Source organism: Mesorhizobium sp. BR1-1-16 (assembly GCF_020165495.1).
Taxonomy (GTDB): Bacteria; Pseudomonadota; Alphaproteobacteria; order Rhizobiales; family Kaistiaceae; genus Kaistia.
In genome coordinates this window covers 1,168,176-1,189,769 of sequence record NZ_JAIUIE010000001.1, presented here as the reverse complement: position 1 = coordinate 1,189,769, position 21,594 = coordinate 1,168,176, and the positions used below count along the sequence as shown (strand labels likewise).

Annotated in this window: 22 protein-coding genes; 4 read left to right on the top strand and 18 right to left on the bottom strand. The window is 65.6% G+C overall.

Annotation, left to right across the window (positions count from 1 at the left end):
- Window positions 1-19: 19 nt before the first annotated feature.
- The 18 genes from ybaK to LB518_RS05545 all read right to left on the bottom strand — a co-directional run bounded on the left by ybaK (window position 20) and on the right by LB518_RS05545 (window position 17,947).
- The gene (gene ybaK / locus LB518_RS05630) at window positions 20-493 is read right to left on the bottom strand and encodes a Cys-tRNA(Pro) deacylase (protein ID WP_224574050.1); all 474 of its coding nucleotides are present in this window, start codon (window positions 491-493) and stop codon (window positions 20-22) included.
- Window positions 494-575: 82 nt separating this feature from the next.
- A complete protein-coding gene (locus tag LB518_RS05625) occupies window positions 576-1,526 on the bottom strand; it encodes an ROK family protein (protein ID WP_224574047.1) in 951 nt (316 codons plus the stop codon).
- Between the two features lie 3 nt (window positions 1,527-1,529).
- Window positions 1,530-2,237 carry a ribulose-phosphate 3-epimerase gene (locus LB518_RS05620; RefSeq protein WP_224574045.1) on the bottom strand — a complete coding sequence of 236 codons (708 nt, stop codon included), beginning with the start codon at window positions 2,235-2,237 and terminating at the stop codon, window positions 1,530-1,532.
- Window positions 2,234-3,043: an alpha/beta fold hydrolase gene (locus LB518_RS05615; protein WP_224574043.1), complete on the bottom strand. Its 810-nt coding sequence runs from the start codon at window positions 3,041-3,043 to the stop codon at window positions 2,234-2,236. Before LB518_RS05615 ends, LB518_RS05620 begins: the two co-directional genes overlap by 4 nt.
- Window positions 3,040-3,867, bottom strand: coding sequence for a sugar phosphate isomerase/epimerase family protein (locus LB518_RS05610; protein WP_224574040.1), 828 nt, complete (start codon window positions 3,865-3,867; stop codon window positions 3,040-3,042). Before LB518_RS05610 ends, LB518_RS05615 begins: the two co-directional genes overlap by 4 nt.
- Window positions 3,867-4,943: a Gfo/Idh/MocA family protein gene (locus tag LB518_RS05605; RefSeq protein WP_224574038.1), complete on the bottom strand. Its 1,077-nt coding sequence runs from the start codon at window positions 4,941-4,943 to the stop codon at window positions 3,867-3,869. Before LB518_RS05605 ends, LB518_RS05610 begins: the two co-directional genes overlap by 1 nt.
- 82 nt (window positions 4,944-5,025) lie before the next feature.
- Window positions 5,026-6,222 (bottom strand): ROK family transcriptional regulator, encoded by a 1,197-nt coding sequence (locus tag LB518_RS05600; RefSeq protein ID WP_224574035.1) that lies wholly within the window; start codon window positions 6,220-6,222, stop codon window positions 5,026-5,028.
- A gap of 80 nt (window positions 6,223-6,302) precedes the next feature.
- Window positions 6,303-7,088 (bottom strand): SDR family oxidoreductase, encoded by a 786-nt coding sequence (locus LB518_RS05595; RefSeq protein ID WP_224574031.1) that lies wholly within the window; start codon window positions 7,086-7,088, stop codon window positions 6,303-6,305.
- Window positions 7,089-7,147: 59 nt separating this feature from the next.
- Window positions 7,148-8,089, bottom strand: coding sequence for an ABC transporter substrate-binding protein (locus LB518_RS05590; protein ID WP_224574028.1), 942 nt, complete (start codon window positions 8,087-8,089; stop codon window positions 7,148-7,150).
- The gene (locus LB518_RS05585; RefSeq protein WP_224574025.1) at window positions 8,089-9,477 is read right to left on the bottom strand and encodes an FAD/NAD(P)-dependent oxidoreductase; all 1,389 of its coding nucleotides are present in this window, start codon (window positions 9,475-9,477) and stop codon (window positions 8,089-8,091) included. The genes LB518_RS05590 and LB518_RS05585 overlap by 1 nt, the downstream gene beginning before the upstream one ends.
- Window positions 9,474-9,728, bottom strand: a complete 255-nt coding sequence (locus LB518_RS05580; RefSeq protein WP_224574023.1) for a (2Fe-2S)-binding protein — start codon at window positions 9,726-9,728, stop codon at window positions 9,474-9,476. The genes LB518_RS05585 and LB518_RS05580 overlap by 4 nt, the downstream gene beginning before the upstream one ends.
- Entirely contained in the window at window positions 9,725-10,873 is a 1,149-nt protein-coding gene (locus LB518_RS05575) for an NAD(P)/FAD-dependent oxidoreductase (protein WP_224574020.1), read from the bottom strand. The genes LB518_RS05580 and LB518_RS05575 overlap by 4 nt, the downstream gene beginning before the upstream one ends.
- Complete coding sequence (locus LB518_RS05570) at window positions 10,867-11,796, bottom strand: ABC transporter substrate-binding protein (RefSeq protein ID WP_224574017.1); 930 nt, start codon at window positions 11,794-11,796, stop codon at window positions 10,867-10,869. The genes LB518_RS05575 and LB518_RS05570 overlap by 7 nt, the downstream gene beginning before the upstream one ends.
- Window positions 11,797-11,807: 11 nt before the next feature.
- Complete coding sequence (locus LB518_RS05565) at window positions 11,808-13,310, bottom strand: aldehyde dehydrogenase family protein (RefSeq protein WP_224574008.1); 1,503 nt, start codon at window positions 13,308-13,310, stop codon at window positions 11,808-11,810.
- Entirely contained in the window at window positions 13,310-14,602 is a 1,293-nt protein-coding gene (locus tag LB518_RS05560; protein WP_224574006.1) for an LLM class flavin-dependent oxidoreductase, read from the bottom strand. The genes LB518_RS05565 and LB518_RS05560 overlap by 1 nt, the downstream gene beginning before the upstream one ends.
- On the bottom strand, window positions 14,602-15,546 hold the full coding sequence (locus LB518_RS05555; protein ID WP_224574004.1) for a nucleoside hydrolase: 945 nt from the start codon (window positions 15,544-15,546) through the stop codon (window positions 14,602-14,604). The genes LB518_RS05560 and LB518_RS05555 overlap by 1 nt, the downstream gene beginning before the upstream one ends.
- A 10-nt stretch (window positions 15,547-15,556) precedes the next feature.
- Window positions 15,557-16,510, bottom strand: coding sequence for a cupin domain-containing protein (locus LB518_RS05550; protein ID WP_224574001.1), 954 nt, complete (start codon window positions 16,508-16,510; stop codon window positions 15,557-15,559).
- A gap of 33 nt (window positions 16,511-16,543) precedes the next feature.
- A complete protein-coding gene (locus tag LB518_RS05545) occupies window positions 16,544-17,947 on the bottom strand; it encodes an amidase (protein WP_224574000.1) in 1,404 nt (467 codons plus the stop codon).
- 241 nt (window positions 17,948-18,188) lie between these two features.
- Here LB518_RS05545 and LB518_RS05540 point away from each other — a divergent pair, with 241 nt between their 5' ends.
- The 4 genes from LB518_RS05540 (at window position 18,189) to LB518_RS05525 (ending at window position 21,592) form a co-directional block, all read left to right on the top strand.
- Window positions 18,189-19,199 carry an ABC transporter substrate-binding protein gene (locus LB518_RS05540; RefSeq protein WP_224573997.1) on the top strand — a complete coding sequence of 337 codons (1,011 nt, stop codon included), beginning with the start codon at window positions 18,189-18,191 and terminating at the stop codon, window positions 19,197-19,199.
- 76 nt (window positions 19,200-19,275) lie between these two features.
- Window positions 19,276-20,100, top strand: a complete 825-nt coding sequence (locus tag LB518_RS05535) for an ABC transporter ATP-binding protein (protein WP_224573995.1) — start codon at window positions 19,276-19,278, stop codon at window positions 20,098-20,100.
- Window positions 20,097-20,852: an ABC transporter permease gene (locus LB518_RS05530; protein WP_224573993.1), complete on the top strand. Its 756-nt coding sequence runs from the start codon at window positions 20,097-20,099 to the stop codon at window positions 20,850-20,852. The genes LB518_RS05535 and LB518_RS05530 overlap by 4 nt, the downstream gene beginning before the upstream one ends.
- Window positions 20,837-21,592 carry an ABC transporter permease gene (locus tag LB518_RS05525; protein WP_224573991.1) on the top strand — a complete coding sequence of 252 codons (756 nt, stop codon included), beginning with the start codon at window positions 20,837-20,839 and terminating at the stop codon, window positions 21,590-21,592. Before LB518_RS05530 ends, LB518_RS05525 begins: the two co-directional genes overlap by 16 nt.
- The last annotated feature ends 2 nt before the right edge of the window (window positions 21,593-21,594 follow it).

Sequence of the window (21,594 nt, the reverse complement as noted above, 5' to 3'; positions counted from 1 at the left end):
CGGCGCTTCGGCGCGGAGCTTACGCGATGATGGCCGCCGCCATAGCCTCGGCGGCCGTCAACAGATCGGCCGGGGACAGACGGATCTGCAAGCCGCGCTGGCCGCCATTCACATAGATGTACGTCTCGCCCATCGCGGCGGTCTCGACGGCCGTGCGCAGCTTGCGCTTCTGCCCGAACGGGCTGACGCCGCCGACCTTGTAGCCCGTTAACCGCTCCGCATCGGGCACCGGCATCATCGCCGCCGACTTGCCGCCGAAGGCGCTCGCCACCTTCTTCATGCTCGCTTCGCGATCCGACGGCAGCACCAGACAGACCGGCTTGCCGTCGACTTGCGCAATCAGCGTTTTCAGGACGCGGTGCGGCGGCTCGCCGATGGCCTCGGCCGCCTGCAGGCCGACCCGCTCCGCACCGGGATCATAGTCATAGGTCACGAGTTCGAAGGTGATGCCGAGCTTGCGAAGCGCGACGGTCGCAGGTGTCGTCAGGGCCATCAGGAGCATTCCAGCAGAGTGAACGCCCCTTGATGCGGGATGACAGGCCCTTGTCGCAAGCCCTTCCCGCGACCGGATACCGTCAGCGGGCCTGATCGACGATCAAGGCTGCGGCGCCGACGAGGCCGGCGTTCTCGCCGAGGCCGGCCGGGACGACGATAACGTCGCGGAAGGCAGGCATCAGATTGTCGCGCATGACGCGGTGGATCGTGGCTTCCATCAGAGCGAAACCGGAGGTGACGCCGCCGCCCATGATGACCCGCTCCGGGCTGTAGAGATGAACGAGGCTGGCAAAGCCACGCCCGAGCAGCTGCGCCTCCTCATCAACCAGCGCGCGGGCCACAGGATCGCCGTCACGCGCTGCCGCCATGACATGGCGCGCGTCGACATGACCTTCCCGCGCCAAAGCACCGAGGGCACTTTCAGGATGAGCGAGCGCAGCAGCGCGAGCGCGCTTGCCGAGCGCCGTGCCCGAGGCATGCGCCTCGAAGCAGCCGACCACGCCGCAGGGGCAGCGCGGGCCATCCGGCGTCATGCTGAAATGGCCGACATGGCCAGCCATGCCCCGGCGACCATGCAGCACTCTTCCATCGGCGATGACGCCGCCGCCAATGCCGGTCGAGACCGTGACATAGACAAGATGGTCGAGGCCCTGCCCGGCGCCGTGACGCCACTCGCCAACGGCGGCGGCAATGCCGTCATTTTCCAGACAGACGGTCCGACCGGTCGCTTCATGAAGACGGTCACGAAGCGGATAATCATCCCAGCCGGGCAGCGTCGGGATGTGCAGGATCGTGCCGGTGACGCCGTCGAGCGGTCCCGGCGCCGAAATGCCGATACCGGCGATTGCGGCCCGATCCGTATCTGCCTCGACGCTGGCGATGAGCCGTCGCATCTGTCCGAGCACGGCCTCCGGGCCACCGGCTGCATCCGTCGGCTCGGCCGCACGCCTCAGCACTTTGGCGCCATCGACAAGGGCGGCGCGCAACTGCGTCCCGCCGAGATCGATCGCTATGGCGAGCCGGCCACTCATGCTTCAGCGGGCGAGCGGCAGGCTGTGGACCCAGTCGATGCGTGCCGGAAGATCCGGCGCGCCGAAGGCGAGCGAACCCATGACGATCGTCTCGGCGCCGCTCGACCTCAGATCCGGCACGGTGTTGTCGCGAATGCCGCCATCGGCGGCGAGCCGGAGATCTCCGGTGCGGCCGGCGCGCTCGATCAGCTTAGCCGCTTCGCGAAGGCGGGTGGTCGCAGACGGATCGAGCCCCTGCCCCTTCACGCCGATGCGTGTTCCAAGCAGCGTCAACAGGCTGATGCGATCGAGATAATCGGCTACGGCCGCAACGGGCGTCTCCAGTTTCAGGACGATGCCGGACGGGAGGTCGAGCCGCGCGATCAGGTCGAGCCCGGCGTCGAGATTTCCGTTCTCGGCATGGATGCTGATGAGATCGGCGCCCGCCTCGGCAAACTGCTCGATCTGCGCCCCGAGGATGGCATCCTCGACCATCAGGTGAACATGAACCGGTTTGGCCGTGACCTTGCGAACGGCGACGAGAAGATCGGGAAAATACAGGAGCGCGGGGGAGAAATGGCCGTCCGCGACATCGACATGATAAATGTCCACGAATGGATCGACCCGCGCGACATCCTCGGCGAGGCGCCCAAGATCGGCCGACCAGAGCGAGAACTCGGCAAGAAGACGGTCTTTCGGCAAGGCCTCGAACCAGCCGGCTTCGGGTTTCATGGCGAAATCTCCTTCAGGAAATCGGATAGCGCGGCGCGGGCATCGCTGACATAGGCTTCGCGGCTCACGGCTTTGGGCGTGATGCGGGCGAGCCGGGCCGAGGGAATTGTTGCTGCCAGCTTCTCCGCATGGCGAAGCGGATGGATGGCGTCCTGCTCATGCGCGATGACAATCGTCGGAACATCGAGCCCGGCGATCGCATCGACGTCGATGCCAGGCCCATCGGCGGAGATGCGGAGGAGCAGTTCCGACGTCGTGGCGATCGGGGTGCGCTGAAAGAACCCCCGCAACGACGCGAGATTATCCGGCGCGCGCTCGGCAAGTTCGGCAGCGACAGAGGAATTCTCGAACAACACGCGCGCTTCGGCGGGAGCGTGATCGCGCAACAGCTCGCCCACAACAGCGTTCGGCATCATGTTGGCTGGTGCGGCCTCGACGAACCAGGCGGGGCGCACGAGAACGAGGCCGGCGACGAGATCGGGCCGCGTGACCGCCAGGCGGAGCGCGATCGCCACGCCCATCGAGACCCCACCGATGACGACCGGGCCCCCCGCCTCCGCCTCGATCAGCGCCGCGACATCATCCGCGAAAGTCGCGATCGAGAAGCGGTCGGCCGGGCCAGCTTCGGAAAGGCCATGGCCGCGGCATTCGAGCGTCAGGCACGACCAATCCGGAAGCCGTGGAAACAGTTCGGCCGGCTGGGCGGCGTCGCCGCAGAGCCCGTGCTGGAACAGCATCGTCCGCCCCTGGCCGCTCCGCGCCGTGGAAAGGGCGAGACCTTCTCGGTCGAGGCGCCCCCGGATCATTCGGAGGCGCCCGAGGCTTCGAGGAAGGCCGCGACCCGGGCGGCATCGCCCGCCGCAAGCCCATGGGTCACCAGCGGGCCGTCAAAACCGGCCTGCCTCAGGGCCCCGATGAAATGCCGGAAATCGATGACGCCGTCCCCGGCGGCCGCAAAGCTGCCATCGGCGTGGCGGTCCTTGGCGTGGGCCATCGCGATGGCGTCGCCCAGCAGTTGCACCGCCTGGTCGACCAGCGTCTCGCGCTCAGCGGGCGATGCGATTTCGAACAGATTGGCGGGATCGAGCACGATCCTGATACGTGGGCTGCCGAAGTGATCGAGCAGCTCCCGTGCCTTCACCGCCGACGAGACGACATTGCCGAGTTCGGGCTCGACACCGATTGCGATGTCATGCGCTTCGGCGATCGGCAGCAGATGCTCGAATTCCGCCATCAGGTCGTGCCATGCGGCTGGGCCATCATTGTCGGGATGGTGGCGCCATTGGTCGTCGGCGTCGCGGCTGCCGGTGCAGACCGTGAGGAGCCGCGTTCCCATGATCGGCGCGGCCGCCGCGAGCGCCGCGAAGCTGGCGCGGCCCTCCTCGCGGACCGATAGATCGGGATGGATCATGTTGTAGGTTGCCGAGAGCGCCGCGATCGCGACGCCTGTGTGTTTCGACGCAGCCGCGACCGCACGGGCAATAGCGCGATCGATCGACACCGGCAGTGAAGGCAGCCCCGAACAGGCCATGTTGTATTGCACGGCCCCATAGCCGGCGTCGCGCGCGGCGGCGAGCACGGCGTCTGGCGTCGTGCCCGGGAAGGTCTTGGCGAAGATCCCGAGCTGCATCAGAGCGCTCCCGACACGTCAGCCAGCTTGACCGGCTGGCCGATGCGCGCCGATTCCGCGACGGCCACCATGCCGCGCACACAGGCGACGCCATCCTCGATATCGGCACCACGCATCGGTGCGCCGTCAAGGATTACCGATGCGAATCCTTCAAGCTGGCGCCGGTAGAAATGGCCGTCGGCGCCGAGCACGCGCGACGTTGCACCAGTCGCCTCGCGGAAAATGTCGACGTCGGAGCTCTTGTAGTACCAGGGGTTATAGGTCTTGCCGACAATGCTGCCGCGCTCGCCATAGATCTGGAAGCCCTCGTGCCAGTCCATGCGTACCGGGATCGTCAGGTCGAGATGGCCGAAGGTGCCATTTTCGAAGGCGACATCGACAAACCAGCAATAGGCGTTGAAGCGCTCGCGGAAATGCGCATCGACCTCGACGATCGGTCCGGCGAAATAGCGCGCCGTATCGAGCAGGTGGCTGCCGTGGGCGAGCATGAAATAGCGGCGGAGATCGGCCTTCGGATTGCCGGACGGCCGCTTCGAGCCGGCGCTCGTCACGATCAGCGGCTGCACGGCGTCGGTCATGGCGTAGCGATGCGTCGAATCGCAGTACCACGCCTTGAGCGCCAGCATCTCGCCCATTTCGCCGTCGATGAAGTCCTTGGCGCTCTCGAGACCGGCATCGAAACGCTTCATGTGTCCGACCTGCAGCACCTTGCCGGATGCCTCAACGGTCGCCTTGAGCGCCTCGACCTCCTCGACGGTGATGCCGATCGGCTTCTCCGAGAGAACATGCTTGCCGGCGGCGAGCGCCGACTTGGCGGCCGGTACATGAAAAGCGTCGGCGGTCGCGATGATCACGGCATCAAGCTCGGGATCGGCCAGCATGGCGTCGTAGCTATCGAAGGTCTTTTCCGGCGCATGCATCGCGGCCATACGGGCGAGCAAGTCCGGGGCGACGTCGCAGATGGCGAACAACTCGGCATTCTTTGCCTTGGTCGCACTCTCAAAATGCGCTGCCTGCGCGATCTGCCCGCAACCGAGCACGCCGACCTTCAGCCGTCGCTCATCCTTCGCATCCATCGGATACCCTCTCGCACGCCGCCGGACCACCTCGTCATTTAATATCTTTACTAAAGTAACAAATGGAAGACAAGGGGCTCCCTCAGGTGTCCCGGACCGCCAGATCGAAATTGGAGAGATCGAAAGCGCGGTGATGGGCAATCGTCGCGGCGCCGATGGCACATTCATGCAGGCCGAGCGCCGAAAGGCGAATATCGGGCATGCGCATGCCCGGCACGATCCCGGCAGCCACGACGGCCTCGAACACGGGGATCATCCGCTCGATCACGGGCCGCATCACCCCGCCCAGGACGATCATGGTTGGATTGAAGATATTGACGAGGCTGACCACGCCGCGGCCGAGCCGTTCGGCGAGATGGTCGATGGCGATGACGGCGCCGGGATTACCGGCCTCCGCAGCCGCGGCGACCGTGGCCGGCAGCATGGTCGCCTCGCTCTCGCCGGAGTGGTCGCGGCCAGACCAGAGACTGGCGAGCGCTGCAAGATTGACGAAGGTTTCGAGGCAGCCAACTTGGCCGCAAGAGCAGCGCGGCCCCTCATCGGCGATCCGCACATGCCCGAACTCGCCGGCTGTCCCTGAGCCGCCGCGGAGCAGACGGCCGTTGATGATGGCCGCACCGCCAAGGCCGGTGCCGAGCTTTAGGAAGATCGTGCAGTCGCTCGGCAGTTCCGGCTGGGTGTAGACGGCGCCGAAAGCCGCGGCGGTGGCGTTGTTCTCGACGATCGCGGGGAGCGGAACCGCTGCGGCGAGCAGCGCCTTCAGATTGAGTTCCTTCCAGCCAAGGATCGGCAGATGAACGACATAGCCGTCGAGCGTCACGAGGCCGGGCACCGTGACACCGACCGAACGAATTCGGCCGCGGAAGCGCGGATCCGCCGCGCGGGCCGCGAGTTCCTCGCCGATCATGACGGCGATGGCCTCGGGCGGCGTCGTTCGCGGAATGATCCGTTCGGATGTCAGCGTCACCTTGGCGGCGAGATCGAGCAGCGCAAAGCGGAGGACGCCAACGCCAATCTCGACGCCGAGGAAATAGGCGCCGTCGGGGGCCAGGGCGACGCCCACCGCCGGCCGGCCAGGTTCCCGCCCCTCCCGCGCCGCGCCGCGCGGCTCTTCGCGCACAAGGCCGCGCTCGATCATCTCGGTCACGAGGCGGGTGACAGTTGCCGGAGTCAGAGATAGCTGCCGCGCCATGTCGGCGCGGCTTGACGGTCCGTGGACGCGCAGAAGCGTCAGGACGCCCCGCTCGTTGACATATCGGGCCAGCGTCTGGTCGGCCATGCGCCGCGAACCTCTCCTCAGGGCCAGTCGCAGCCCTTCGGATGATCTATCTGATCAGCGGCGCAATGTCAGTCGAGCTGTCAGATGATGGAACGGCGAGAGGCGATGCCACCGTCGACGGTCATGATCGTGCCCGAGATGTATCCGGCGCGATAAGAGGCCAGGAATACGACAAGATCGGTGACCTCGTGCACATGGGCGGGGCGCCCAAGCGGATAGGTGGTTTCGAGCTCGCCATAGCGGTTTTCATCGCCGAAGACGTCCTTGGCGCGTTTCTTCAGCATGTTGTAGATGCGGTCCGTATTCACCGGCCCGGGATTGACGCCGACAACGCGGATCTTGTCGTCGAGGCTCGACCCGCCCAGTGCACGGGTGAAGTGCATCAGGCTGGCATTGCCGACCGCGCCGGCGATGTAGCGCGGGTCGGTCACCTCGCCGCCATTGCCGATATTGTTGATGATGACGCCGCCACCGGCGGCCTTCATGCGCGAATAATAGAGCCGGCAGAGATTGATGTAGCCGAAGACCTTCAGCTCCCAGCCGGCACGCCATTTGGCCTCGTCGATGTCAAACAGCGAGCCCGACGGAATGACCCCGGCATTGTTGATGAGCACGTCGACATCGCCGGCGACTTCCACAAGACGTTCGGCCGCCCCGGTCTCTGTCAGGTCGAGCGGCACCAAGGTGACGGTTCTCTCCGGCATCTCGTCGGTGATCTCGGCCTTGATGGCGGCAAGCCTTTCGGCGTTACGCGCTGTCAGGACCAGTTCGCAGCCCTCCTCGGCGAATGCCTTGGCAAGCCCGGCGCCGATCCCCTGCGAGGCGCCGGTGATCAACACCTTCTTGCCGGTCAGACGCAGATCCATGGGGGTCTCCTCTTGATTTCGAACGGTCGTCGCGACCGGTGGTGAAAATGGGCCATCCCCTAGGGGGATGAAGACGGTGGGAGCGTGTGTTGGCGGATGTCGCTCCAGAGGCCGGTTCTGACGGCGCCGTCGGCGACACTCTCGGGGGAGAGTTGACCATTGCGGACGAGGAACTCATTCGTGCCCCGCGCGGTCGCGACTGACAGATATCCGAGCCCGACGGCTGTTCCGTCGCCCCAGAGGGCCAGCTTGGCAATCTCGGCGATCATGATTTCCTGGAGGTTCCGATCGAGCGAGGGATCGCGTCGCAACACGCTTGAGACGGCCTCGCCCTGATGGTCGATCGCATGGCGCCAGCCGCGGAGGCTCGCCGACACGAAGCGTCGAACAAGATCAGGCTCGGCGTCGGCCATCCGTTCGGACGTGATGATCGGATCGCGCGGAATCGAGACGCCGTGGTCGGCCGGATCGAAGAGGATGAGGTCGTCGATGCCTGCTGCCAGCAGCTTGGGCAACTGGTTGTAGAAAGTGGCGGCCGCGACATCGACCTCGCCATCGAGGAACGGTTGCATTGAGCCGGCCTGCACGACCTCCCGGATGGCGCCCGGATCGACGCCGGCCTCTTTCAGCATAGCCCGGAGGATCAGATGGATGCCGGTGTACCATGTGCTGACGCGGCGACCGGCGAAGTCGGAAAGCGCTCGAATGCCAGATCCGGCCCGGGCAATGTAGACGACGTCGGTCTTCTGGAAGACAGTTGCTGCCGCAACAACCCCGAGACCCTCGGCGCGGGCCGCCAGTACACTCTCGAGCCCGCCTCCCTGTGCAAAATCAGCATCGCCGTTTGCAACGGATCGCTCCGGATCCACGCCCGGCCCTCCAACGCGGATGTCGACATCCAAGCCGGCCGCCTCATAGAAGCCCGCGTCTGCTGCAACGTAGTAACCCGCAAACTGGGCCTGATGGAGCCATTTGAGCTGCAGGCAAACACGATTTCTCATCATTTATCCCCGCCCGTTGCGGCGAGCACGACGTCCAGCGGTACGGGGCGGAGCGGAATGCGTGGGGGATTGAAGCCGGCGGCTTCGGGCGATGTCGCCGTTGCAGCAGCGGCGATTTCGGCGACCGCAAAGCCGCAGATGCGACCCTGGCAGCGACCCATGCCCGCGCGCGTCCACAGCTTCGCGCCGGCGACACCCTTGGTTCCCCCGGATAGAGCCGCGGTGATGTCGCCCTTCGTAACCTCCTCGCAGCGGCAGACGACGGTGTCGTTGCGCACCAGCGAGGTCAGTGTCTCGGGCGCCGGATAAAGCCGGCCGATGGCCTCGCCGAAAGCGCGGGCGTCATGCAGACGGCGGGCAAGTTGGGCTCGGCGGTTGGCGTTGTCCGTCACGGCGAGGCCGAGATCCGCGGCCGCGGCGATGCCCGCCAGTTCGCCTGACAATTGCGCCGGTACGGCCCCCGCAATGCCCGTCACCTCGCCGGCGGCATAGACGCCCGGAACCGATGTCCGGCCCGTCTCGGGCGCCACGCTGCAATACCAGCCGCCCAGATCGCGATCATAGGCGTGGCGACAGCGCAAAAGCGCGGTCAGTTCGATCATCGGCCGGAAGCCCCAGCCGATCAGCAGGGCGTCGATGTCGGGGATCGTTTCGGCGCGCGCGGCGTCGATCGCACCGTCATGGCCGATGGGGGCGATCCGCACGGCCTCGATGCGGTCGCCGCCGAGCGCCTCCGAGACGACATAGCCGCGGCGGCGATCGAAGATCGCGCGGGCAGCGGCGAGGAGTTTCATTGTTTCGGCCCAGCGTGCCGGATGGCGGGAAATGAGCCGAGCGGGTCCACAGCGCGCCTTTCCGGCCTCGACCAGCAGCACGGGGGTCGCATTGATCGCCCGCAGCGTCGACGCAACGGCGTACAGAAATGGACCATTGCCAGCGAGCGCGATGCGGCGACCCGGCGCGACGCCGCCGAGCTTCGCAAGCCGTTGTCCGGCGCCAGGCGTCATCACGCCCGGCAGGGTCCAGCCCGGAAAGGGCATGGCGCGATCATGCGCGCCGCTCGCAACGATCAACGCGCGATAGTGGAAGGCGAGCGGACCATTCGGGCCGTTGGCGAGGATTTCGCGCTCTGGAAACGCCCCCCAGACCTCGGCGCCGCTGTGAACGGCGACATTGGCTGCGATGGCAGCCCGCGCTGCCGCCGCACCTTCCGCCTGCTGGCGGGTTGTTGGCGACCCGACCGGATCCTGCATCCAATATTGTCCACCCGGCTGCATGCCGGCGTCGACGAGATCGACTTTGGCCCCTGCCCCCGCAGCGGCAAGCGCCGCCGAAAGTCCGGCGGGGCCCCCACCGACGACGAGGACGTCCGTCTCGATCCGCGTCATGATCGGCCCGTCTCGACGCGCATGCCGTCGCTGACCGGCGTGACGCAGGCGCGAACGCCCGGCCGGCCATCGATGGTGACGAGGCAGTCGAAGCAGACGCCCATGCCGCAGAAGAGGCCGCGCGGTTCGTGCCGCCTGGCCGTATGGCGGATGATCGGATTCCCCTCGCCATGCAGCACTGCACCGAGCGGTCGCCCGGCCTCCGCCTCGACGCGACGTCCATCGACGAGAAGGGTGATCCGTTCGTTCATGCCGCTGCCTTCGCGGCAAAGCGGCCGACTTCATAGATGTCATCCCGGAAGGGCGGCAGTCTGCCGTCGATGCGGTCCGCGATGATCCGGGCCATGCCGAAGGACCGCACGAAGCCGGTGCCGCCATCGCCGGCCGCGATGAACAACCCGTCGGGTCCGGCCGGACCGGTCAGGAACCGATCATCCGGCGTTACCGCCTCGTAGCGGACCCAGGAGCGAAGCAGTTCGAGCTGGGCGAGCCCGGGAAAGAGGTAAAGCAGCGTCGCGACGGAATCGTGCACGAAGGTCCGGTCGACTTCCGGCAACACATCGGGGCTGCCCATGGCCGTCACCCCGCCTTCGAGCACGGTGTTGAAGAGGACCTGACCGCTTGCGGCCTGCTGGATCTGCGTATAGCCGGCGTCGACCCCGCCCTCGGCCTTGCAGGCACCGACGACCGTACGGATGACGGGATCGGTTCCGACCGTGGCGAGGCACTGGGCCTTTCGTGGCACGATGGGAAGTTCCACATCGGCAGTCGCAGCCAGATTCTGGGTCCATGGACCGCCCGCGATGACGACAATGCTGGCCTCGAAGCGCCCGACTGACGTCTCGACACCTGCAATGCGTCCGCCCCGCGTCACGAGCGCGGTCGCCATCGCGCCCGAAAGGATTTCGCCTGCACCGGCCCGTGCGGCATCCATCAGCGTCCGCACGGCGAGAAACGGGTTCACCACGGCTGAATCCGGCGACCATGTCGCGGCCACGATGGGGCCGGTCAGCACGGGCTCGATCCGCCGCACCGCTTCTGGATCAAGCATTTCGGGCCGCAGCCCCGCAGCGCGCTCGATATCGATCCAGGCCTCGGCCGAACGCCGCTCGCCCTCATGCTTCAGGAAGCGGAGCTGTCCGCAGCGCTGATATTCGAAACGCGGCGCGCGGCGATTGAGCTCGGCCCAGACATTGCAACACCAGGCGAGCAGCGGCAGTTCTTCCTCGTCCATCATATGCGTGCCGATGCAGGCAAGGCTTGCACCGGAAACCGCGCCGCCCGGCACGCCTTGCTCGATCACGAGCACACGGCGCCCGCGCCTGCCGAGCAGCGCGGCGATCGCGGCACCCACCACGCCAGCGCCGACCACGATAACGTCGGCGCGTTTCACCATACCCGGCTCCGCACGGCTTCGGGGGCCGCTGCCCAGAAGCGCGTATCGACGAGATCCGGATCGGCTGGCGCGGCATGGCCCTCGATTTCAGCGACGGCGCGGAGTGCCTGTTCCATATGGCGAGGGTCTGGATAGCCGAGGCCTTCCGAAAGCGTCGCTCCGGCAAGGGCCAGGGCTCTTATCTCGGCGAGCTGCCCTTCCTGCTCCAGTCGCGTCATGTCCGGCCTGAGGCGAACGGTCAGCGAGATCGCGGCGTCGAGATCATGGAACGCCTTGGTCCAGCCGGCGAGCACGGCATTGACGACGCTCTGCGTTGCCTCCGGATTGGCTTCCACGAAATCGCGCCGTGCCACGAGCCCATCCTTCAGCAGCGACGCTCCATAATCGGCGGCGCGGAAAATGATGAAATCGTCGAGGGTTCCGGCCGCGTGTTCGAGATGATGGATCTCGTGATAGGTCGTCATCTGCGCGCAGTCGACCTTGCCATCCAGCATGGCCGAAACGGTGTCATTGACCGCTACGCGCTCATAATCGTCGGGCGCGAGGCCGGCGCGATACAGCATCCATGTGAGCTCGAGATCCTCGCGGCCGGGCCAGACACCGAGACGCCGCCCGGCCAGATCGCGCGGCCGTTCGATGCCGAGGCTGCGGCGGGCGGGATAGACGAGCGAGGAAGCCTGCTGGATCGTGAGCAGGAAGACCAGTTCATCGGCTCGGCCGCTCTCCATCATGTGTGCCGGGCTTGCCACCGCGAAGGATACGTCGCCGTCGAGCACGGCTGCGATCGGCCCCTTGGCAAAATCGAGCGGGACGCAGCGGATATCGACGCCCGCATCGAGGCCGAGCCCCTCATGTTCGGCGATGAGATAGCCGGCGAATTGCGGCTGCGGATGCCAGAGCAGGCGGATGCGGATCGTCTTCATATCGGCCTCGTTCATCCGTAGCGCTTGCCGCCGGCAAACCAATCGTCAAAGCCGGTAGCCGTGCTCACGACCACGTTGCGCTTGCGCTGGTAGCTTTTAAGCGCATCCCACCCATTCTCCCGGCCATAGCCGCTGTCGCCGAAGCCGCCCCAGATCGAGCGCGGATCATTCTTGTGATGATCGTTGACCCACACCATGCCGGCGCGGATTCGTCCTGCAACGCGGTGTGCGCGCGCAACGTCGCGCGTCCAGACGGATGCCCCCAGCGCATAGGGCGAGTCATTGGCAAGGCTCAGAGCCTCGGCTTCATCCGAAAACGCCGTGACCGAGGCGACCGGACCGAACACCTCTTCGCGGAACAGCGCCATGTCTGGCTTGACGCCGTCGAAGATTGTCGGTTCGACATAGAAGCCGCCATGAAACGGTTCCGGTAAGTCCGGCACGTCACCACCGGCGACGCACCGTGCGCCGGCCTTCGCCGCGCCGTCGATATGACCGAGACAGCGCGCCTGCGCGGCCGCCGAGATCACGGGACCCATATCCGTCGCTGGATCGGCGGGGTCGCCGAGGCGAAGCGCCCTCGCCCGCCTGGCAAACGCCGCAACGAACGCATCGTGAATGCTGTCCTCGACGATGAAACGGCTCGCCGAGACGCAGGTCTGGCCCGCCGCGACAAAGGCCGCAAAGGCGGCGCCGGCCGCCGCCTGTTCGATATCGGTGTCCGCGAAGATCGCCACCGGCGTCTTGCCGCCGAGTTCCAGCGTGCAGGGAACCAGCCGCTCCGCCGCCGCCGCAGCCACCTTGCGGCCCGTGGCCGTGCCGCCGGTCAGGTCGATATGCCTGACCTCGGGCGCGGCGCAGACCAACGCACCGGTGGAGCCGTCGCCGGTGACGACGTTGACGACACCGGCCGGCAACCCCGCTTCGGTGCACCAGGCAGAGAACATCAGCGGCGTCGCAGGCGCGAGTTCGGACGGCTTGATAACGACGGTGTTACCTGCTGCGAGAGCCGCGGCGAGCTTCTTGACCAGGATCAGGATCGGATGGTTCCACGGGGTCAGCAGCGCGCAAACACCGTGCGGTTCATAGGCCGTATAGGCGAGGAAGCCGCCGCGCAGACGGTTTGATTCCGCCTCGAGCCCGGCTGCGATGCCTCCGAAATAGTCGAGCCATTCGGGAATGCGGCTCATCTGCGCCCGCATCTCGCGGATCGCGCGGCCAGTGATGGCGGATTCGAGCGTCGCCAGTTCGCCCATGCGCTGGCGCACGATCTCGGCGATGGCGCGAAGGTGCCGCCCGCGGTCGAGCGCATCGAGCGCTGCCCATTGCGGTCCGGCGGCTTCCGCTGCCGCCACAGCCGCAGCGACATCGGCTGCATCTCCGATCGGGACGGCGCCGAAGACTTCTCGGCTCGCCGGGCTCGCCACTTCGATACGGCCGGTGCCGGAAGCGACGCGCCATTCCCCGCCGATATGCAGCATGCTGCCTGAGAGCATCAGGTCTTTATCGGTCATCACGGCCGCTCCGGGCGATCGAGTCCCAAATGATCGCGCAGGGTGGTCCCTTCGTAGTCGGCGCGGAAGAGGCCTCGTTCCTGCAGGATCGGTACCACCAGATCGACGAAGTCGTCGAGGCCGGCGGGGAAATAAGGCGGCATTACGTTGAACCCGTCGGCGGCGCTGTTCTCGAACCAGTATTGCAGCGTGTCGGCCACCGTCTCGGCCGAACCGGCCAGCACCCAGTGGCCGCGCGCCGCAGCCGTCAGGTTGTAGAGATCGCGGAGCGTCATGTTTTCCCGCCGCGCCTTGGCAAGCATCACCTTGGCGAAGGCATGATAGGCGTCGTTTTCGCCGAGATCCGGCACGGGACCATCGAGGTCATAAGCGCTCATATCGGTGCCGAGCCGATCGGAGAGCATCGCGAGCGCATTGGTCGACGAGACGAAACTCTGCAGCGTCTTCAGCTTGTCGAAAGCCTCGCGGTCAGTCCGGCCGACCACAGGCATGACGCCCGGCAGCATCGTCACCGCATCCGCCCCACGGCCGAAACCCGGCAGCAGCGACTTGAACGATGTGTATTGCGCCTTGGCTTCGTCGAAATCCTGAACGACGGAGAAGACCACATCGGCGGTGCGCGCTGCCAGTCTCTGGCCCGGGGCAGAGCCACCCGCCTGCAGCACGACCGGCTGTCCCTGCGGCGAGCGGCCGATATTGAGCGGACCCTTCACCTTGAAATAAGGCCCGTCATGGTCAAGCGTCCGGACCTTGGCCGGATCGATATAGAGGCCTGTTTCGCGGTCCTTCACAATGGCGTCGTCAGCCCAGCAGTCCCACAACCCCTTCACCGTCGAGACGAATTCCTCGGCGATCTCGTAGCGGAGGCTGTGATCGGGATGGGCGCGGCCAAAATTGGCGCCCGAAGCCGCATTCGAGGTGGTGACGGCGTTCCAGGCGGCACGCCCGTTTGAAATATGGTCCAGCGAGGCGAACGCCCGCGCGGTCGACCATGGATCGCCATAGGTGGTCGATGCGGTCGCGCCAAGGCCGATATGGCTCGTCGTCATGGCCAGCGCCGACAACATCGTCATCGGCTCGAGCCGCAGCGTATAGGACGGGTGGGCCGCCGGATCGGCATAGAGATTGTCGCCCATGAAGATGAGGTCGAACTTGCCGCGCTCGGCGCTGCGGCCGATCTCCTGGATTGCCGCGAAATCCTGGAAACTGTCGAAGGCCCCGGGATACCGCCAGCCTGCGACATGGCTGCCAGTGCCGAGAATGAACAGGCCGAGATGCATCTGGCGCTTCATCATTTCAGCACCTGGAGGAGCATTTCCGTGAAGGCCGCGGTGTCGGCGCGCCTGACGACCCGTGCGTTGGCGTCGCGGTCCGCCCAGCGCTCGACAAGGCGTGGCGGATGCACGCTCGACCATCCACGTGTCGTCTCGCCGCCGACTTCGACATCGACGACGGCATCGGCGCTTTCGAGGATCAGGCTCTCATCGATCGCCATGGCGCAGGTGAGCGAGTCCGGATGCGTCGAGATTGTGCTGCCATAGCGTGCGAAAGCAACGCGGCGCGGTGTTTCGGTCACGTCCATGAAGAACTTCGAAAGCGGGGTGCCGAGCGCTTCGATGCGCCCGACCGCTTCGGCATCGATGGAGCCAGAATTCAAGGTCAGCGTCCACGTCGACAAGGTGATGTTGAAACCCGCGCCAAACACGATCTTCGCCGCTTCCGGATCGACGTAGAAATTGAACTCCGCCGCAGGCGTCACATTGCCGACAGCGTTGTCGGTGCCACCCATGATCCACAGATGCTTCAGCGCCTTGGCGATACGGGGCTCCTTGAGGAAGGCGAGCGCGATATTGGTGAGCGGCGCCTGCGCGACGATCGAGATCTCGCCGGGATTGGCCATCACGAGGTCGATGATCGCGTCGATGGCGTGCTTGGCTTCAGGCCGCTGCTTTGCCGGGGCGAACACCATTTCGCTCATGCCGTTCGAGCCATGGAAGCTTGCCGCCTCCCAGCGCCCCATCAGCGGGCGGGCACTGCCGAGATAGACCGGCACCTCCCCGCCCCGGCCGGCGGCCTCGATGGTATGGAGCGCGTTCTCGACCTGCTGGTCGAAGGCGACATTGCCGTTGCAGATCGTCACCGCCTCGAGACGCGCGGCAGGATGGCGAAGGCCCAGCAGCAACGAAAAGCAGTCATCGCCAGCCGTGTCGGTATCAATGATCAGACGCGTCGTCATAGGGTGTCACTCACTCGAGGAACGCGAAGCCCATGGTTCGCGCGTGGTAATGCAGGCCGCCATCCTGGACGATCAGGAACATTGCCCGCTCGGCGCTGTCATTGTGATGCGAATGGGGTTCTGTCGCCGGGGTCACAAGCGTCGCGAAGGGCGACCACGCGCATTTCTCCCCGCCAACCATCGAATAGCAGTCCTCGCCCCGAAGGATCAGCGTGATGGCAGCCGAGTTGTGCCGGTGTGCACGCTGCTGCTCGCCGGCCGGCACCGTGTTGAGGGAGAGCGTCAGCGTCGGCATGATGTTGCGCGCTTTCTCCTGCCGATCGGATGAGAAGATCAGCGCGATGCCCGACGTGGTGGCGTTCTGGGCGGCCTCGACCACCTTACCAAGCTGGGCGGCGATCTCGGCTGCCGGGTAGTGCACCACGTCGATGGGCGCGTCACTGCCCGGCGCGGGCCGCGATCCATCAAAGGCAAGCTGCGGCTCGTTGGTTACCACCCAGAGCACGGCGCCGCCGTCGGTCGCCGTCAGCTTGGACGGAACGCCGCCTGGGGCGAGAAAGACGTCACCGGGGCCGAAGTCGATCCGCTCCGGGCCGATCTCGGCCGAGCCGGAGCCGCGCATGACGTACCAGATCGCGCCCGTCGCCGCGAAATCGGCCACGAGCGTGTCGCGCGGGGCGATTGCGGCATAGCGGGCCAACATGAGTGGCGTCGTGGCCGCGAATTCTGTGCCGATCGCCGCCGACTGGTCACAGGGATAAAGGCCAGTCCCGCCTGCATCGAGGGCGGCTTCGGCCTCGGCACGAAAGCAGCTTGCCGGGACCTTCGGCAGCTTCACGTTGAAGGCATTGCCGGAATTGAAGAAACGCGCCCGGGCTTCGGCCGCGCCGGCCGGCGCTCCCGGCAACTGGACCGGCATGTCCGCCATGTCAACGGGGGACGATTTCGTGGCGACGGTCGTCATCGCAAGTCTCCTCTTCAGCCAGGCCGTGACATCTCAAACCAGATCGGGTCGGCGGCGATGCCAGCTTGTCACGCCCTGATAGGCGTGAGCGGCCCGGCAAAGCAGCGCTTCGGAAAAAGGCCGACCGACAAACTGGAAACCGATCGGTATGCCGTTCTCGCTGGCGCCGCAGGGCGCGGTGATCGTCGGATAGCCGCAGACGTCGAAGGGCGCCGTGAACGGACCGATCGCCAGAATGGCATCGGGATCCTCGCCAAGCGAGGCCATATGGGCAAGCGAGGGGCCGGCAACAGGCAGGCCAGGCACCAAGAAGAGATCGACCCCCTCGAACATCTGAGCGACCGCGCCGTTGAATTCCCGCCGGTCCTTCTGCGCGTCGCCAAGCTCCATGGCGCCATACCGATGTCCGCGATCGAGAAGCGCCGTCAGGCGCGGGCCATATTCGCTTCGGCGCGCGGGGAACGTGTCGCGGTGCGCGATCGCGGCCTCGACGGCGCATTGCACGGCCCAGCCGATGAGGATCGGCCGCGTCTCGGGAAAGTGAACATCGACAAAGCGCGCGCCGAGCCCTTCCATCACCGCAACGACTGCCTCGATCGAGGCCGCGACCTCCGCCGTCGCCTTGGCCGCGATAAAGGCCCGATCGATGCCGATCGTCACGCCCGCGACGCCCTTGTCGATCTCGCCGAGATAATCGGGAACCGGCATCTGCGACGCCGTCGGATCGGCCGGATCGGCGCCTGCTATGATGCCCAGCAGCGCAGCGGCGTCCTTGGCCGAGCGCGCCATCGGACCAACATGATCGAGCGATTCCGCCAGCGGGAACACGCCATGTCGGCTGACACGGCCCCAGGTCGGCTTGATCCCGACAATGCCGCAGCACGAGGACGGTAGACGGATCGATCCGCCGGTATCCGTCCCGAGCGTCGCATAGGAAAAGCCGGAGGTGACGGCGACGCCCGATCCGCTCGATGAATTGCCGGTCCAATGGGCGGCGCCGAAGGGATTGATCGGCTCGATGACCGAGGGATGGTGCTCGGCATAGACACCTTCGGTGGCGGTCAGCTTGCCGAGCATGACGGCTCCAGCCGCCCTTAGCCGCGCCGTGGCGGTTGATTCATAGGGCGCCTTCCAAGCGTCATAGATCGAGGAGCCAAGGCCGGTCTTGATGTCGGTTGTATAGAAGACATCCTTGACCGCCATCGGGATGCCATGCAGCGGGCCGCGCCACTGGCCTGCCGCGATTTCCGCGTCGGCCTTCGCTGCGTCGTCGCGGGCGACATCAGGGGTAAACGTGATAAAGGAATGAAAGCCGGCGTCATAACGCTCGATGCGCGCGATCATGAGTTCGGTCAGGGCCAGCGACGTCACCGCGCCCGTCCTCAGATCTGCTGCCAGCTCGGTGAGCTCCATGCTCCAAAGCTGCTGCTGGGGCATCTTTCCTCCGGACCCATGTCGCGGGTCGACCGAACGGTCGCCCCTTGTTCTGTATACATTACCCAAGATTCTGGATAACGAATGCCCATAATCTGGGCTTGGCGCGCCCAGATTGACGGCGTGATGGCGGATCGTTCAGTGCTGATCGGCGATATCTGGCGGAAACGAAGCCCATACCGGCATGTTTGATCTGGCATGCATATTGCTGAGGCCTTTCTGCATACACAGACGGAGGGTCGTCATGTCGAATTTCACTATCCGCGGTGTCGCCGCGGCATTGCTTGCAGCAACCACCGGGCTCGCATTCGTTTCGGCAGCGTCCGCCGGTGAGGCTGCCTCGGTGCGGCTGAAATGGGTGGCGCAGGCGCAGTTCGCCGGCGTCTATGTTGCCAAGGCCAAGGGCTTCTATGAGGCGGCCGGCCTCGACATGACCATCAATCCGGGCGGCCCCAACGTCAATGTCGAGACGCTGGTTGCCTCCGGCGCCGATACGTTCGGCGTCGCCTCGGGCACGGAGGGCGTCCTCTATTCCCGCGAGAAGGGGTTGCCCCTCGTCGCGATAGGCATGTCGCAGCAGATCACGCCATTCGCCTATGTCACCTATGACGACACCGGCATCAATTCGGTCAAGGATTTCAAGGGCAAGCGTGTGGCGACGTGGATGGTCGGTCCGCAATACACGCTCTATTCGGTGCTCGCCGCCGAGGGCCTGAAGCAGGACGAGGTCAATATCGTCTCGCAGCCCTTCTCGATGCAGCCCTTCATCGACAAGCAGTTCGATGTCGCGACGGTCACGCTCTACAACGAGCTGAACACGCTCAAGGAGCAGGGCATCACCAACATCAAGATCTTCATGCCCGACGACAGCGGCGTCACGACACAACAGGACGCGATCGTCACCTCCGAGAAGATGATCAAGGACAAGCCTGCCGAAGTTCAGGCCTTCCTCGACGCGACGCTCAAGGGCTGGAAATATGCCTTCGAGCATAAGGCCGAAGCGGTCGACATCGTGATGGCTGCCGGCTCCGGCCTTGAGCGCAAGCACCAGGAGCTGATGCTCGACGAGATCGAGCGCGTGATGACCGCGAAGGCCGGCACCACCGAAGGGCTCGGCTTTATCGACATGAAGTCGATCGAGACGGTGCAGGCCGACCTCATCAAGTTCGGCGCCATGAAGACCCCAGTCGATCTCAAGGCCGCCTTCGACAGCACGTTCTGGGACAAGGTCCCCGCTGCCGACAAGAAGATGTGATCACGGCCGCGGCGGCGCGATCAGACGCCGCCGCGGCTTCGTTCTGCCGGCCATGCGCCGGGAAGGAGACCGATCTTTGCCCGATCCGACGACCGTGCCCGCAGCGACGCCGCATCTCCAGCTCGTCAATGTCTGGAAGCGCTTCGGCGAGGAACCGCAGCAGACCATTGCCGTGCGCAATGTCGATCTCTCGATCGAGCCCGGCGCCTTCGTGACGCTGATCGGGCCGTCCGGCTGTGGCAAGTCCACATTGTTCAGCATGATCGCCGGCCTGCTGCCGCCCGACTCCGACGGTTCGCTGCTGCTCAAGGGCAAGGTGCAGCAGGACGGCGCGATGCTCGGCAAGATCGCCTTCATGCCACAGCGCGACCTGCTCTTTCCCTGGCGCACCGTGCTCGACAACGCGACGCTGGCGCTGGAGGTCGAGGGCATGCCGCGCCGCAAGGCCCGCGCCAAGGCGGAGGCGCTGTTCCCGGAATTCGGACTTGGCGGCTTCGAGCAGCATTACCCGCATCAACTCTCCGGCGGCATGCGCCAGCGCGTCGCCTTGATGCGCACATTCCTGTTCGAGCGCGACCTGATCCTGCTCGACGAGCCGTTCGGCGCGCTCGACGCGCTGACGCGCAGCATGATGCAGCGCTGGCTGCTCGACATCTGGGCGAAGCACCGGCGGACCGTCCTCTTCATCACGCATGACATCGACGAGGCGATCTTTCTTGGCGACAAGGTCGTCGTCATGACGGCGCGGCCGGGCACGATCAAATGCGAGGAGGTGATCACGCTGCCGCGTCCGCGTGATCCCGGCGTCGTGACCACCCCGGAATTCATGGCGATCAAGAAGGAGCTCCTCGCCGTCGTGGAAGAGGAAAGCCTGAAGACATTCGCGGCGGTGCCTGCATGAGCATGAGCCTCAGCGCCCTCGCCCGCTCGCCCGTCGCATCGATCGTCTATGTCGCGATCGCGTGGCTGGTGCTGGTGCCGCTGTTCCGCATCGAGCCGCGCTATCTGCCGCCGTTGCCGGTGGTCATTGCCGATGGGATTTCGGTCTGGCCCGACCTTGTCGCAGGCTTCTGGCGCACATTGATCGAGACCGTGCTCGGCTTCCTTGCAGGCGTCGCGCTCGGCGTCGGCTTCGGCATCGCCTTTTCGGCCTCGCGCATCATGGAGCGCGCATTCCTGCCGATCTTCGTGGCGCTGCAGACGATACCGGTCATCGCGTTCGGCGCGATCGTGGTGATCTGGTTCGGCAATACGATCATGGCAAAGGTCGTTATCGCGCTCTATCTCGCCTTTTTCCCGGTCGCTGTGAACACGCTGCGCGGGCTCGAACTCGTCGATCCGCAGCGGATCGCGCTGATGAAGAGCTTCGGCGCGTCGCGGCTGCAATTGTTCCTCAAGCTTGCGCTCCCGACGGCCCTGCCCAACATCCTGATCGGCATGAAGCTCGCCGTCGCGCTAAGCCTTGCCGGCGCAATCGTCGGGGAGTGGTTCGGGGATACGGTCGGCCTTGGCGTCATGCTGCTGCAGGCGCTCTATTTCGAGCAGATTCCGCGCGTCTGGATGCTGATCATCGCCTGCGGCGCCATGGGAACCCTGCTCTATGGTGCTCTTTCCCTTCTCGAACGGAGGTTCGTCTGGTGGCGCGCGGACTGAAATTCCTTCGTTCCGCCTGGCCGGTCGTCGCTGCGCTCGCGCTGCTGCTGCTCCTGTGGCAATTCGGCGCCGCGGCCCTCGACATCCCGACCTATATCCTGCCGCGCCCGGCCGAAATCACCGTCACTGCGGTCGCCAAATGGCCGCTCCTCGGCAATGCGCTGATGGTGACGCTGATCGAAGCGATCGGCGGCTTTCTGCTCGGGGCGGCGATCGGGATCGTGCTCGCCGTCCTCATGATCCTGGTGCCGCCGCTCGAAGCCCTGCTGATGCCGATCGCCGTCGTCATCAACGCCGTGCCGTCGATCGCGTTCGTGCCGCTCGTGCTTTTGTGGTTCGGCCTCGGAATGGAATCCAAGATCGCGATCGGCGCGCTGGCCGTGGTTCTCGTCGTGCTGCTGAACCTGCTTGCCGGGTTGAAGCGGCCGGAAGCCGATGCGATCAATCTGATGCGTTCGTTCGGCGCCGGGCGGGTTGGCATCCTCTGGCGCCTGCAGCTGCCGGCGGCCATGCCTGGTCTCGTCACAGGTCTTCGTGTCGGGCTGGCGCGCAGCACGATCGCTGTCATCGTCGCGGAAATGATGGGCGCCTATAGCGGCATCGGCCAGGTCATCTATCAGGCGACCGGTCAGGTCGATTATCTCACGGTCTGGGCGGCGGTTTTCGTCGCATCGCTGGGCAGCCTCGCTCTCTATGGCGTGCTGGTCGCGATCGACCGCAAACTCGTATGGTGGAGGTAAGG